This window comes from Mycobacterium shunyiense (assembly GCF_058270075.1).
The window spans coordinates 107851-121736 of the sequence record NZ_JBZDPU010000015.1 but is presented as its reverse complement, the minus strand read 5'-3'; the positions used below and the strand labels follow the sequence as shown (position 1 = coordinate 121736).

Below are 13886 nucleotides of genomic sequence, written 5' to 3'. Positions count from 1 at the left end.
CAACTGTCGGATGATATGCCGAAATAGACCGACAGGTGGCGGGTGACCGCCATCACCTCATTGGCCAAAGATTGCGGTGCAGCCCACACGAGCTCACAACCGACAAGGAGGCCGACATGGCCGTTATCGACCCGACCAAGACCTGGGTCCCCGTGGAAGAGCGTCTTGCCGTCACCACCAACGAGCGGCACCGTCAGGTGCTCAGCATCGTTCTCGAGCACATGAAGGCCGAGGCCGAGCCCGACATGGAGCGGCTGATGGCCACCCTGGCCCCGAACCCGGACTACCACTTCTGGTACGCGAACGCCGATATGGGCCCCAAGACCACCGAGGGCGTGCGTGCCTACTACGAGGAATTCGTGGCCAGTGGCGCCAACCATCTCGTTTTCGAGATCGATCGCCTCGCCGTCGACGATGATCTGGTGATGACCGAAGGCTGGATGAAGATGATCTACCCGGGCGCGGCCGCGCAGGCGATCGGTGTCGAGGTCGAAGACCCGGCCGGCGATTACCTGCTGCTGTTCCGTCAGCTCATCAACTGGCCGATCGACGCCGACGGCCTGATCGTCGGTGAGGACGCCTACCAGACCGGCCCGGTCAGCGTGACCAAGCTGAGCGAAGAGGACCTGCCGCAGGCCTACATCGACCAGAAGCGCGCCGCCGCCCAAGCCGATGCCTGACGCTCGAACCGACATCGCCTCACTGCTGCTCGACCGGGTCGGTGACCAACACCTCGGCCTGCGCACCCGCGACCGGGACTGGGCGTGGGACGAGGTGGTTGCCGAATCCGCGGCGCGTGGTGCGCTGGCGGAGGCGATGCGGGTGGACGGCCCGCTGCACATCGGCGTGCTGCTGGACAACGTGCCGGACTTCCTCTTCTGGCTCGGTGGTGCGGCCCTGGTCGGGGCGACCATCGTCGGGATCAACCCGACCCGGGGCGCCGCCGAGCTCGCAGCCGAAATCCGGCTTGCCGACTGCCAATTGATCGTCACCGACACCGCGGGTGCCGCGCGTCTGCGTGACCTCGACGTCGGGTTGGCGCCGGACCGGTTCCTGGTGGTCGACGGCCCGGACCATGCGGCGCAACTCGACGCACATCGTGTCACCCCTGCGGTCGCGCCCGGGGTCACCGAGGACTCCCTGATGTTGCTGCTGTTCACCTCGGGAACGACGGGCGCCTCCAAGGCCGTCATCTGCAGCCAGGGCAGGCTGGCCCGGATCGGCTATGCGGCCGCCGAGAAGTTCGGCCATGTGCGCGAGGACGTGGAGTACTGCTGCATGCCGCTGTTCCACGGCAACGCCATCATGGCGCTGTGGGCGCCGGCGTTGTCCGTCGGTGCCACGGTGTGCCTGACGCCATCCTTCTCGGCGTCCGGTTTCCTGCCCGACGTGCGGTACTTCGGCGCGACGTTCTTCACCTATGTGGGAAAGGCGCTCGGCTATCTGATGGCCACCGCCGAACAACCCGACGATGCCGAGAACCCGTTGGTCCGCGGCTTCGGTACCGAGGCGTCGCCCGATGACCAGAACGAGTTCCGCCGCCGCTTCGACGCCGAACTGTTCGAGGGCTACGGCTCCAGCGAAGGCGGTGGGGCAGTGGTGCTGGCCCCCGGCATGCCGCCGGGTGCGCTCGGCCGGCCCGCGCATGAGGGGGTGGCGATCATCGACCCTGAATCGCTGAACGATTGTGCGCCTGCGGTTTTCGACGAGCACGGCCGGGTCCTCAACCCCGACGACGCGGTGGGGGAGATCGTCGACAAGTTCGGCACCCGCACGTTCGAGGGCTACTACAAGAACGACGAGGCCAACGCCGAACGTATCCGCAACGGCTGGTACTGGACGGGTGATCTCGGTTATCTCGACGAGCAGGGATTCATCTACTTCGCGGGCCGTCGCGGCGACTGGATCCGGGTGGACGGCGAGAACACCTCCGCGCTCAACATCGAGCGGGTACTGCGCCGCCATCCCGATGTGGTGGCGGCCGGCGTCTACGCGGTGCCCGATCCGCGCTCGGGCGATCAGGTGATGGCTGCGATCGAGGTGGCCGATCCCGCCGGCTTCGACCCCGCCGCCTTCGTGTCCTACCTGTCCGACCAGGATGACCTGGGCACCAAGGCAATTCCGCGCTTCCTGCGGGTATCCAAGAATCTGCCGGTGACCGGGTCCAACAAGGTGCTCAAACGGGAACTGCAGCAGGAACGCTGGCACACCGACGAGGTGGTGTACCGGTGGGCGGGACGCGGAGCACCGGCGTATCTGGCCATGGGCGACGATGGCAAGCAGGCGCTGGACGCCGAGTTCGCGCAGTACGGGAGGCAGCGTTACCTATGAGGCGGTCCGCATGAAATGGGCAGAGGAATGTGACGTCCTGGTCGCGGGATCGGGAGGTGGCGGCGTGACCGGCGCCTACACCGCGGCTCGCGAGGGTCTGTCGGTGATCCTGGTGGAAGCCAGCGACAAATACGGCGGCACCACAGCGTATTCGGGTGGCGGCGGCGTGTGGTTCCCGTGCAACCCGGTGCTCAAGCGGGCGGGCACCGACGACACCATCGAAGATGCGCTGGAGTACTACCACGCCGTCGTCGGGGACCGTACGCCGCGGGAGCTGCAGGACACCTACGTCCGCGGCGGCGCCGGGTTGATCGAGTACCTGGAAGCCGACGAGAATCTGAAGTTCGCGCCGATGCCGTGGCCGGACTACTTCGGCAAGGCGCCCAAGGCTCGCGCCGACGGCCAGCGCCACATCGCGGCCCGCCCACTGAAGGTGGAGAAAGCCCCGCACCTGCGCGAGCTGGTACGAGGCCCGCTGGACGCCGACCGGCTGGGCGCCGAGCAGCCGGATGACTACTTCATCGGCGGCCGGGCACTGATCGCCCGGTTCCTCAAAGCCATTGAGCAGTACCCGAATACCTCACTTCGCCGCAACACCCCGCTGGTCGAATTGGTGGTCGAGGACGGGACCGTGACCGGTGCGATCGTCGAATCCGACGGCGAGCGGCGGGCGATCCGGGCCCGCCGCGGAGTGCTGCTCGCTGCCGGCGGCTTCGAAGGCAACGACGAACTGCGCCGTGAACACGGGGTTCCTGGCGTCGCCCGCGACACCATGGGGCCGCCGGCCAACCTGGGCCAGGCACACCAGGCGGCGATGGCCGTCGGCGCCGACGTCGACCTGATGGAGCAGGCCTGGTGGTCCCCGGGGTTGACGCACCCCGACGGCCGTTCGGCGTTCGCGCTGTGGTTCACCGGCGGTATCTTCGTCGACCAGAACGGACAGCGTTTCGTCAACGAATCTGCCGCCTACGACCGGATCGGCCGGGCAATCCTGCCGCGGCTGGCCGACGGTTCGATGACGTTGCCGTACTGGATGATCTACGACGACCGGGAGGGGGAAGTCCCTCCCGTCAAGGCCACCAACGTCTCGATGGTCGACACGCAGCGCTACCTCGACGCCGGGCTGTGGCACACCGCCGACACCCTGGAGGAACTGGCCGCCAAGATCGGCATTCCCGCCGAGAACCTGACTGCCACCGTGACGCGCTTCAACGGCTTCGTCGACGCCGGTTCGGACGAGGACTTCGGGCGCGGCGACGAGGCGTACGACCGGGCGTTCTCCGGCGGCGCATCCCCACTCGTCGCGATCGAGAAGGGCCCGTTCCACGCCGCTGCTTTCGGCATCTCCGACCTGGGCACCAAGGGCGGGTTGCGTACCGACACCGCGGCCCGGGTGCTCGACGCGGACGGTCAGGTGATCGCCGGACTGTATGCCGCGGGCAACACCATGGCCGCCCCGAGCGGCACCGCCTATCCGGGCGGCGGAAATCCGATCGGAACCAGCATGCTGTTCAGCCACCTGGCGGTCAAAGACATGCTAGGGAGAGACATGTGATGAGCGCTTGCGCGAAGAACCGAGGTAGCAATGAGTGACATCCGGGAAATCGACACCGGCGTTGCGATGACGCGCTTCGCGCGCGGCTGGCACTGCGTCGGCCTCGCTGACACGTTTCGGGACGGGAAGCCGCACGGTATCGAAGCCTTCGGCACCAAGCTGGTCGTCTATTCCGACTCCGCCGGCGCACTGCACGTACTCGACTCGTACTGCAGGCACATGGGCGGTGACCTGTCGATGGGCTCGGTCAAGGACGACAACCTGGCCTGCCCGTTCCACGACTGGCGTTGGGGCGCCGACGGAAAGTGCAAGCTGGTGCCATATGCCAAGCGGACACCGCGACTGGCGCGTACCCGCAAGTGGGACACGACCGAGGTCAACGGCCAGCTGCTGGTCTGGCACGATCCAGAGGGCTCGACGCCCCCGGCCGAGCTGACACCGCCCACCATCGAAGGCTACGAGGACGGGATCTGGTCGCCGTGGCAGTGGAATTCGATTCTCATCGAAGGGTCCCACTGCCGCGAGATCGTCGACAACAACGTCGACATGGCGCACTTCTTCTACATCCATCACGCCTACCCGACGTACTTCAAGAACGTCATCGAAGGCCACACGGCCAGCCAGTTCATGGAGTCCAAGCCACGGCCGGACTACGCCACCAGAGAACTCTGGGACGGCACCTACTTGCGTTCGGAGGCAACGTATTTCGGTCCGGCCTACATGATCAACTGGTTGCACAACGACCTCGCCCCAAACTTCACCGTCGAGATCGCCCTGATCAACTGCCACTACCCGGTGACGCACGATTCGTTCGTGCTGCAGTGGGGTGTCGCGGTCCAGCAGAATCCAACGATGCCCGGCGACAAGGCCGAGAAACTCGCAGCCACGATGAGCCGGACGTTCGGTGACGGCTTCATGGAGGACGTCGAGATCTGGAAACACAAGGCACGCATCGACAACCCGCTGCTGACCGAGGAGGACGGCCCCGTCTACCACCACCGCCGGTGGTACGAACAGTTCTACGTCGATCTCGCCGATGTCACACCGGACATGACCGACCGCTTCGAGCAGGAGGTCGACACCACGCACGCCAACGAGCTGTGGCACCAGGAGGTCGCCGACAACCTCGCGGCGCCCAACGCTGCCCGGGCTTCCCACTGACGTTCGCGCCGTAAGCTTGGCCGCGATGAACACAAGGCCAGCGTTGGACGTGACGACTTTGCGCGACGGGCTCGAGGGCCTGTCGTGGCGGCGCGTCGATGTCGTCGATGAGACCGGATCAACCAATGCCGACCTGTTGGCGCGGGCGGCGTCGGGCGAGGACATCGCCGGCGCGGTGCTGTTCGCCGAGCATCAGCACGCCGGCCGCGGCCGACACGGCAGGCACTGGTCAGCACCGCCCCGCTCACAGGTGATCGTCTCCTTCGGCGTCGACGGCTCGGCGGTGTCCCCGAACCGTTGGGGGTGGTTGCCGTTGGCCACCGGCCTGGCCACCGTCGATGCGGTCGCCGAGGTCGCCGGGACGCGGGTCGGCCTGAAATGGCCCAATGACGTCCTGGTAGGGCCCGGCGGCGGAAAGCTGGCCGGCATCCTCGCCGAGGTGGCCTCGCCGGCTCCCGTCATCGTCGTCGGCCTCGGCCTGAACGTGACGATGACCGCCGAGGAAGCACCCGATCCGCGCGCCACCTCGCTCACCCAACTCGGCACGGCGACCGTGGACCGCACGCCGCTCGCGCGGGCCCTGCTGCGTCATCTCGACGCACGTATCACCGCCTGGCGCGATGACGATCCCTCGCTCGCGGCCGACTACCGTGCCCGCAGCGTCACCATCGGCAGCCGCGTCCGCGCGATCCTTCCCGGCGACAACACCTTGGTGGGCACCGCCGTCGACGTCGACGAACTCGGGCGCCTGATCATCGACACCGCAACCGAACAGGTCACGTTGTCTGCGGGCGACATCACGCACCTGCGCCCCGAGGAGTCGTAGAGTTCTGCCGTGGGCTACCCGGAGAATGTGCTGGCCAAGGACGAGCAGGTGGTGCTGCACCGGCACCCCCACTGGAAACGCCTGATCGGACCGGTCCTGGTCCTGGTCCTGATCACTGCGGCCTCGGCGTTCGTCGCAGCCGTGGTCAACACCATGGACTGGCAGGCCACCGCCAAGAACGTCCTGTTCATCGTGATCGGCGCGATCTGGCTGATCGTGGTCGGCTGGCTGACGGTCTGGCCGTTCCTGAACTGGTGGACCACCCACTTCGTCATCACCGACCGCCGGGTGATGTTCCGGCACGGCCTCCTGACCCGCTCGGGCATCGACATCCCGCTCGCGCGGATCAACAGCGTCGAATTCCGCCACGGGCTGACCGACCGGCTGATGCGCACCGGCACGTTGATCATCGAATCAGCGTCGCAGGATCCCCTGGAATTCCACGACATTCCGCGGGTGGAACAGGTGCATTCACTGCTGTATCACGAAGTTTTCGACACTCTGGGGTCCGAAGAGTCGCCCAGCTGACACTGCCTCGCGCGACGGCCGGGCCCGTTGCCGCCGCCACTGGGGCCAGCGGGTGTGGAATCGGGCGGAAATGGCTATCTATCAGCCATGACCGCACGGCCGAACCACTTGGAGACCGCCTTCGATCAGGCCGTGGTGGTGATACCGGCCCACAACGAAGCTGCAGTGTTGCCTCGCTGCCTGCGCGGGATCACCACGGCCGCGGCATGTTGGCAGGGGCCGGTGCTGGTCGTAGTCGTCCTCGATTCCTGTGACGACAGCAGCGCCCAGTTGGCGGGCCAGTTCGGCTGCGACGTCCACTTCGTCAGTGTCGAGGCGGGCAACGTCGGTGCGAGCCGAGCAGCCGGTTTCTCCTACGCGCACTCGCTGAGCAACCACGTCGACGACTCGCGTGTGTGGTACGCCACCACCGACGCCGACAGCCGAGTGGACCCCGACTGGCTGCTGCGTCAGACTGCGCCGGCTGCCGACATGGTGCTGGGTGTGGTGCGGGTGGCCGACTGGCGGCATCACCCCGCCGCACTGGTCCGTCGGTACCTGCATGCATACGAGTCCGATATGCGGGGCAGCAACGGTCACAACCACATCCACGGCGCCAACATGGGTTTCCGTGCCGACGCGTACTGGCGGGTTGGCGGCTTCCACCCGCTGACGACTGGCGAGGATGTCGACTTGGTCGAAAGGTTCGAGACCGCCTCCTATCGGATACGGCGGGACCCGTCGCTGTCGGTCACCACGTCAGCGCGGCGGAACGGCCGCGCTCCCGGCGGCTTCGCCAGTTACCTCCGCGATTTATCGCGATCCGTATTCCCTTCGGCAGAAAGGGATTCCGCATGACGGCGAGCTTGTTCCGGAACTGGTTGGAGTCAGGCCGGCTGGAGTTGCCACTACCAGGTTCCGGTGCGACGGCGCGACGCTGGCAGCGGCTTGCGGAGCTGGCGGAGATCGACGTCGTCGCCGGGCGACTCGCGGAAGCTCACGTCGACGCGGTCGCGATCCTCGACGAGCTCGGGGGCAAACCGCCTGCCCCAGGCGAGCTGTGGGCGGTGTGGGCCGCCGAAGACCCGGAGGCCGTACTCAACGCCCACACCACGGGAGACCGCGAAACAGACACAGTGAGACTGTCAGGAACCAAACCGTGGTGCTCGGGGGCGGGGCTCTGCACACACGCGTTGGTCACAGCTCGCCGAGACGACGGCCGCCGCGGGCTGTACCTGGTGGCGACGGACAGCGCCGGGGTGCAGCCCCTGCCCAGTACCTGGAGGAATGCCGGCATGGCGGCCAGTGACACCCGCTCGGTCCAATTCAGCAATGTGCTCGGGGTACCCGTCGGCGGTCCCGGCGACTATCTGGATCGTCCCGGCTTCTGGCACGGCGCGATCGGCGTCGCGGCGTGCTGGCTCGGCGCCGCCCGCGCGGTCGCCGCACCCCTGTACGGCCGCGTCGCACGCGGAGACGCCGACGAGCATGCGCTGGCCCACCTCGGCGCTGTCGACGTTGCGATCGCGGCCGCCGAAGCGATGCTGGCCGCGGCGGCTGCGGCGACCGACGCCGACCCGTTCGACCGGTCCGGGTCGGCCCAATTGCTGGCCAGGCGAACCCGCGCCGTCATCGAAACCGCTGTCGACGCGGCGATCACCCGCACAGGCCGCGCACTCGGGCCAGCGCCGCTGTGCCAGGATGCCCAGCACGCACGACACGTCGCGGATCTGACGATCTACGTGCGGCAGAGCCACGCCGAGCGTGACCTCGCCGCGCTCGGAAGGCTGGCGGGGGAGCACCGATGACTGCCGCGGAGTCTGCTGAATCGTGCGGCAACGCATCGCGGTTCGGGTCACGGCCGCTGAGCTGCGGCGGCACCCCCGGCCACGTCTGGACCAGTTGGGGCCGCTCCTTCGGCGAGTTGGATCTCAGCACTTGTCCCGCGCTGGTGGTGGTCGCACCGCATCCCGACGACGAGACCCTCGGCTTCGGGGCGACCACGGCGTTGCTGGCGGCGCGGGGTATCGACGTCCAGGTGGTGTCGGTCAGTGACGGCGGGGCGGCCCAAGGCGATCTCACCCCGTTCGACAGATTCCGGCTGGAACGCACCAGGAGAGCCGAGTTGGTAAAGGCAGCGAAGGTTCTCGGTATGGGCGAGCCGATCAGCCTCGCATTACCTGACGGCGAGCTTGCCGCCCACCAGGACTCGATCACCGATCTGCTGACCGGGATTCTCCAGGCTTGCCCGCCCGGGACCTGGTGTGCCACAACGTGGCGCGGTGACGGGCACCCGGATCACGAGGCCGTCGGACGGGCCGCCGCCACGGCCGTGCGCCGCACCGCAGCAGTTCTGCTCGAGTACCCGGTCTGGATGTGGCACTGGGCCAGGCCTGGAGACTCCGCAGTGCCCTGGGATCGGGCGCTTACGGTGCCATTGACGGCCTCCGCCGTCGGGCTCAAGCAGGTTGCCGCGCAATGCTTCCGCAGTCAGTTTCACCCTTCTGCGCCTGGTGGGGGCCCAGTGCTGCCGCCGTTCGTGTTGCCTCGCCTGCTCGCGGTCGGAGAGCTGGTGTTCCGTTGACGCGCCTGCCCGACGCATACTTCGACCGCATGTACGCGGCCTCGGCCGACCCATGGCAGCTGGCGACCCGCTGGTATGAGCAACGCAAGTACGCGATCACTCTGTCGATGTTGCCGTACCGGCGCTATCGGCATGCCTTCGAGCCGGGTTGCTCGATCGGCACCCTCACCGCCCTGCTCGCCGGACGCTGCGATCACGTCACCGCAATGGATGTGGCGGCGTCCGCGCTACAGATCGCCGACGTCCGATTGCGTGCCGATGACCGTGACGGGACGCGGGACCGCGTCACCCTGACCCGTGGATCTCTCGACGATCCTTGGCCGCCAGGGCCTTTCGACCTACTTGTGCTTTCTGAAGTGGCGTACTACCTGGACGAGGAATTGCTGGCTGAGCTGCTCCGCCGGGAGTGTCCGCAGTTGGCCCGCGGTGCGACGGTGATAGCGGCGCACTGGCGTCACGAGGTCGCCGACTATCCGCTCAGTGGTGATCAGGCCAACCGGGTCATCGGGGCGACGCCGGGTCTCATTTCGATCGGCGGCTACCGCGACCGCGACGTGGTCATCGAGGTCTTCGACACCCACAGTGCTGCGTCCGTCGCTGCGCGCAATGGTGTGCCGGGAGCTGATCGCGGATCTCCAGAGAAGGGTTAGATATCGCCGGGTTGGGTATCCGATGCGTGACTGCGCGACGAATCTCGTTCCCGCGCTATGTCATTCCCGTGCCGCGAACCCGTGGCCAAGCCGGTTTGAAGGAGAAACACATGAGCGCCGTCGACAAGGCCAAGAACAAGGCCGAAGAGCTCGCAGGAAAGGCCAAGGAGAAGGTCGGTCAGGCCACCGGAGACAGGGACACCGAGGCCGAGGGGCACAAGGACCAGGCCAAAGGCAACGTGAAGCAGGCCGGGGAGAAGATCAAGGACGTCTTCAAGGACTGACCCCACGACGATGTCTGGCCGTGATGCATCGGCCGCCGGTGCCGACGCGGCCCACGACAAATCCGTCGGTCAACCTCACACGGAGGCCGAGGGTGACGTGATCGTCGCTGCGGAGAAGGGCGCGGCGCAGATCAGTTCGCCGGCCCACCCGCTGGGCGAGGCGGGGCCTCGTTTCAACCGCGCTTCGCCCTTCATGATCGGCATGGCCGGCGCGGCGGGGGTGGCTGTCACCTACGGCGGCATCGAGCTGCTGATCGCTGCGCGCGGGGCGGTGATCCTCATCGTCGTCGCCGGGTTCGTCGCGATCGGCCTTGAGCCTGCCGTGTCCTGGTTGGTGCGCCACCGGATCCCGCGCTGGGCGGCGGTGACGGTGGTGTTCTTGGCGGCGATCCTCATGATCGCGGGGTTCGTGGCGGCCGCGATTCCGCCTCTGGTCACCCAGGGCAGCGCACTCGTCCACAACGCTCCCGACTACCTGCATGACCTGCAGCACCGATACCCGATCGTCGACCAGCTCGACGGCCGATTCCACCTGCAGGACAAGCTCAATGGTGCACTCGCGGGCGGAAACGCTTCCGCCTTGGCCGGTGGCATCGTCGGTGCCGGGAAAATCGTCGTCGGCGCGGTCAGCGGGGCGGTCATCGTGCTGGTGCTACTGGCGCGCGAGACGCTCTTCCCACAGCTCGACCGTCGATGACCGGTCTGACGTCGGGGCCGAGATGTCAGGAACTCTTCGACACGGGGTCCGATGAGTCACCGAGTTGACGCGCCTTCGAGCGACGGCCCGGCCGCCGGAGGACCCCGTCTGATCCGCGCGTGCGCAGCGGCGTCACGGTCGCGGGCTTGTGGAGTTCGGAATGGTTCTCCAGCGCTTCGGCGAAGCCACCGCCGGTGAGTGTGGACTCCAGTGCCAGGTCGGGCTTATCGACGAACTCGTCGGGGAACACCCAACGGCGGAACGCCCAGAACCGGAAGGCCATCTGAAGCAGGTTGCCCAGAATGTAGGCCGAGATGAAGTCGGCGATGTTCTCCACAGTCAGTGAGACCTCGGGAACCCGAAGGCCGAGCACATAGCTGGAGAAATACAGCGGAAGCATCGACAGCAGCACGCCCACGCCGCTGAACGCGAAGAACAGCAAGGCCTCGTGGTGGCGCTCGCGGCCGCCGCGGTTCTGGAAGCTCCACTCCCGGTTGAGGATGTAGGAGGCGATGACCGCGACAATGCCGGCGATGATCTTGGCGGTGACTGGTTTGGGTTCCAGCACCGTGAGTTTGAGGGTGTAGAAAATGGCCGAATCGATGACAAACGTCGTCGCGCCGACGATCGCGAACTTGATCAGCTCGTGATGCCGCTCGGCGTAGGGACGGACGAACCGCGGCAATCGAGCGATTGTCGCATCGGCAAAGGACACAACTAGGCAGTGTACGTAAATGCCCCGTCAGATGCCGCATCGTTGCGGCCCCCGGACCTTAACCGCAGGTCAATGCGCCGGTCATGACGAAGTCATGAATTCGCGCATGACACCATGGAGTGCGTGCCGACAACTCCCCAGAAGCCGCCTTCGCCCGTGAGCAGGCGGAATCCGACAGTGGTGATGATCGGCGGCGGCCAGCTCGCGAGGATGACCCACCAGGCGGCCGTCGCGCTGGGGCAGACCCTGCGGGTGCTGTCCGCCGGACCGGACGAATCGGCCGCGCAGGTCACTCCCGATGTCGTCATCGGCTCTCACACCGACCTGGACGCGCTGCGCCGGGCGGCGGACGGCGCCACGGTGTTGACGTTCGACCACGAGCACGTGCCCACCGAACACCTGGACACACTCGTGGCCGAAGGCATCACGGTCAACCCGCCGCCGCAGGCGCTCGTGCACGCCCAGGACAAGCTGCTCATGCGTCGCAAGCTGCACAGCCTGGGTGTCCCGGTGCCGCGCTTCGCCGAGATCACCTCGGTCGCCGACGTCGAGGAATTCGTGCGGGAGATCGACGGCCCGGTGGTGATCAAGACGGTGCGCGGCGGCTACGACGGCAAGGGCGTGGTGATGGCCGACGACGTGGCGACCGCGCGCGAGGTCGTGGCCGGCTACCTGGCCGACGGGGTACCGGTACTGGCCGAGGAACGTGTCGCGATGCGCCGGGAACTGGCCGCGCTGGTGGCGCGCTCGCCGTTCGGACAGGGGGCGGCCTGGCCCGTCGTCGAAACCGTGCAACGCAACGGTATCTGCGTCGAGGTGTACGCCCCGGCTCCCGGACTGTCCGACGAACTCGGCTCGGCCGCACAGGAACTCGGCCTGCGAGTGGCGAACGAACTCGGCGTCGTCGGGGTGCTGGCGGTCGAGTTGTTCGAGACGGTCGACGGCACGCTGCTGGTCAACGAGTTGGCGATGCGGCCGCACAACTCCGGGCACTGGACCATGGACGGCGCGGTCACCAGCCAGTTCGAGCAGCACCTGCGGGCCGTGCTGGACTACCCGTTGGGTGACACCGCTGCGATTGCCCCGGCCGCGGTGATGGCCAACGTGCTGGGGGCTCCGGAGACACCGGCGATGTCGATGGACGAGCGCCTGCACCACCTCTTCGCGCGGATCCCCGACGCGAAGGTGCACCTGTACGGCAAGGGCGAGCGGCCCGGACGCAAACTCGGACACGTCAACATCATCGGCACGGATATGGATGAACTTCGCGAGCGTGCGGTGCGCGCGGCGCACTGGTTGTCGCACGGCGAGTGGACCGACGGATGGGATGAACATGGCGCAGAGTAACGGCCCCAGGGTTGGCCTCATCATGGGCAGCGACAGTGACTGGTCGGTGATGTCCGACGCGGCCACCGCCCTCGCAGAGTTCGAGGTGCCGTTCGAGGTCGGTGTCGTCTCCGCGCACCGCACCCCGCAGCGGATGCTCGACTACGCCAAGACCGCCGCAGACCGGGGGATCGAGGTGATCATCGCCGGAGCGGGTGGCGCGGCGCACCTACCCGGCATGGTGGCGTCCGCGACACCGCTTCCGGTCATCGGCGTCCCGGTGCCGCTGGCCCGTCTCGACGGCATGGACTCGCTGCTGTCGATCGTGCAGATGCCGGCCGGGGTGCCGGTGGCCACGGTTTCCATTGGCGGAGCACGCAATGCGGGCTTGCTGGCCGTACGAATCCTCGGTTCGTCAGATCCCGCACTGCAGGCCCGGATGGTGAAATTCCAGGCGGATCTGGAAACCATGGTGTTGGAGAAGGACGCCGCCCTGCGCGATCGCCTGCTGGGCTGACCGGGCGAGGGTGAGTCAATCCCCGATGAGCTCGCGAATACGAGACGTCAGGGACTCGACCGGTTCATCGGTCGACATCACCACAACGGCGGTGCGGCCGCTACCGCCCCGGTAGATCGGCCAGGTGGCGGCCAGCGCCTCGGCCAGGTCTGACCGCGGGTTGGTCACATCGCCCCGCAACCACCGGCGCAGAACATGGTTGTGTGCGGCGACGACGGCGTTGGCGAACAGTTCGGCGCGCAGGCCCGCCGTCCAATCCTCGGTCTGCGAGGTCCGAAGGTGTTTGGTGAACAGCCGGACATACCGCGACACCACGGCTGTTTCGAAGTCGCGCAGGGCAGGTACCGAGCGGGTGAGCCGGTACCGCGTCCGGGCACGCTCGCCCTCGGCGAGATAGTTCTCGAAGACCGAGGTGGTCGCCACCGCGATGACCTCGGCGGGGAGCGCTTCGGCCGGCGTTGCCGACAATCTCTCGTCTGCGCGGCGTAGCAGCGCCTCGTGATCGGGAAAGATCAACGCCTCTTTCGACCCGAACTGACGGAACGCAGTGGTGCGTCCCACCCCCGCCCGTGTCGCGATGTCGTCGACGCTGGTGGCCTCGTATCCACGCTCCTCGAACAGCTCGAATGCCGCGCTCACCAGGCGCTCCCGGGTACTTGGCAGGTCGGGCATGAGTGCACCTTTCATGGTACTGAGTGCCGATGCTATGGTACTGGGTACCAAAAGTAGCAGG

Annotated in this window: 16 protein-coding genes; 14 read left to right on the top strand and 2 right to left on the bottom strand. The window is 67.1% G+C overall.

The window, feature by feature from the left end:
• Positions 1-116 precede the first annotated feature (116 nt).
• The 12 genes from AC4ELH_RS14820 to AC4ELH_RS14765 all read left to right on the top strand — a co-directional run bounded on the left by AC4ELH_RS14820 (position 117) and on the right by AC4ELH_RS14765 (position 10595).
• Positions 117-680, top strand: coding sequence for a nuclear transport factor 2 family protein (locus tag AC4ELH_RS14820; protein WP_498885152.1), 564 nt, complete (start codon positions 117-119; stop codon positions 678-680).
• Positions 673-2331: a steroid-22-oyl-CoA synthetase gene (gene casI, locus AC4ELH_RS14815; RefSeq protein ID WP_498885150.1), complete on the top strand. Its 1659-nt coding sequence runs from the start codon at positions 673-675 to the stop codon at positions 2329-2331. The genes AC4ELH_RS14820 and casI overlap by 8 nt, the downstream gene beginning before the upstream one ends.
• Positions 2332-2341: 10 nt before the next feature.
• Positions 2342-3886: an FAD-binding protein gene (locus tag AC4ELH_RS14810; RefSeq protein WP_463805771.1), complete on the top strand. Its 1545-nt coding sequence runs from the start codon at positions 2342-2344 to the stop codon at positions 3884-3886.
• Between the two features lie 30 nt (positions 3887-3916).
• On the top strand, positions 3917-5047 hold the full coding sequence (locus AC4ELH_RS14805) for a Rieske 2Fe-2S domain-containing protein (RefSeq protein ID WP_448442539.1): 1131 nt from the start codon (positions 3917-3919) through the stop codon (positions 5045-5047).
• A gap of 25 nt (positions 5048-5072) precedes the next feature.
• Complete coding sequence (locus AC4ELH_RS14800; RefSeq protein ID WP_498885148.1) at positions 5073-5873, top strand: biotin--[acetyl-CoA-carboxylase] ligase; 801 nt, start codon at positions 5073-5075, stop codon at positions 5871-5873.
• A gap of 9 nt (positions 5874-5882) precedes the next feature.
• Positions 5883-6401 (top strand): PH domain-containing protein, encoded by a 519-nt coding sequence (locus AC4ELH_RS14795; protein ID WP_064886460.1) that lies wholly within the window; start codon positions 5883-5885, stop codon positions 6399-6401.
• Between the two features lie 87 nt (positions 6402-6488).
• On the top strand, positions 6489-7238 hold the full coding sequence (locus AC4ELH_RS14790) for a glycosyltransferase family 2 protein (RefSeq protein WP_463789978.1): 750 nt from the start codon (positions 6489-6491) through the stop codon (positions 7236-7238).
• Positions 7235-8188: an acyl-CoA dehydrogenase family protein gene (locus tag AC4ELH_RS14785; protein ID WP_498885145.1), complete on the top strand. Its 954-nt coding sequence runs from the start codon at positions 7235-7237 to the stop codon at positions 8186-8188. Before AC4ELH_RS14790 ends, AC4ELH_RS14785 begins: the two co-directional genes overlap by 4 nt.
• Positions 8185-8964 (top strand): PIG-L deacetylase family protein, encoded by a 780-nt coding sequence (locus AC4ELH_RS14780; RefSeq protein ID WP_498885143.1) that lies wholly within the window; start codon positions 8185-8187, stop codon positions 8962-8964. The genes AC4ELH_RS14785 and AC4ELH_RS14780 overlap by 4 nt, the downstream gene beginning before the upstream one ends.
• A gap of 29 nt (positions 8965-8993) precedes the next feature.
• Positions 8994-9614, top strand: a complete 621-nt coding sequence (locus AC4ELH_RS14775) for an SAM-dependent methyltransferase (RefSeq protein ID WP_064959549.1) — start codon at positions 8994-8996, stop codon at positions 9612-9614.
• 110 nt (positions 9615-9724) lie between these two features.
• Complete coding sequence (locus tag AC4ELH_RS14770) at positions 9725-9898, top strand: CsbD family protein (RefSeq protein WP_064959548.1); 174 nt, start codon at positions 9725-9727, stop codon at positions 9896-9898.
• A 10-nt stretch (positions 9899-9908) separates the two neighbouring features.
• The gene (locus AC4ELH_RS14765) at positions 9909-10595 is read left to right on the top strand and encodes an AI-2E family transporter (protein ID WP_498885141.1); all 687 of its coding nucleotides are present in this window, start codon (positions 9909-9911) and stop codon (positions 10593-10595) included.
• Positions 10596-10620: 25 nt separating this feature from the next.
• On the opposite strand, the gene AC4ELH_RS14760 is transcribed toward AC4ELH_RS14765, so the two are convergent.
• Complete coding sequence (locus tag AC4ELH_RS14760; RefSeq protein WP_064886453.1) at positions 10621-11310, bottom strand: GtrA family protein; 690 nt, start codon at positions 11308-11310, stop codon at positions 10621-10623.
• Between the two features lie 114 nt (positions 11311-11424).
• Here AC4ELH_RS14760 and AC4ELH_RS14755 point away from each other — a divergent pair, with 114 nt between their 5' ends.
• Together AC4ELH_RS14755 and purE are read left to right on the top strand one after the other, a co-directional pair.
• Positions 11425-12657, top strand: a complete 1233-nt coding sequence (locus AC4ELH_RS14755) for a 5-(carboxyamino)imidazole ribonucleotide synthase (RefSeq protein WP_498885139.1) — start codon at positions 11425-11427, stop codon at positions 12655-12657.
• Positions 12644-13153, top strand: a complete 510-nt coding sequence (purE, locus tag AC4ELH_RS14750; protein WP_082963521.1) for a 5-(carboxyamino)imidazole ribonucleotide mutase — start codon at positions 12644-12646, stop codon at positions 13151-13153. The genes AC4ELH_RS14755 and purE overlap by 14 nt, the downstream gene beginning before the upstream one ends.
• Positions 13154-13168: 15 nt before the next feature.
• Here purE and AC4ELH_RS14745 read toward each other — a convergent pair whose 3' ends face one another.
• On the bottom strand, positions 13169-13825 hold the full coding sequence (locus AC4ELH_RS14745) for a TetR/AcrR family transcriptional regulator (RefSeq protein ID WP_064886499.1): 657 nt from the start codon (positions 13823-13825) through the stop codon (positions 13169-13171).
• Positions 13826-13886 lie beyond the last annotated feature (61 nt).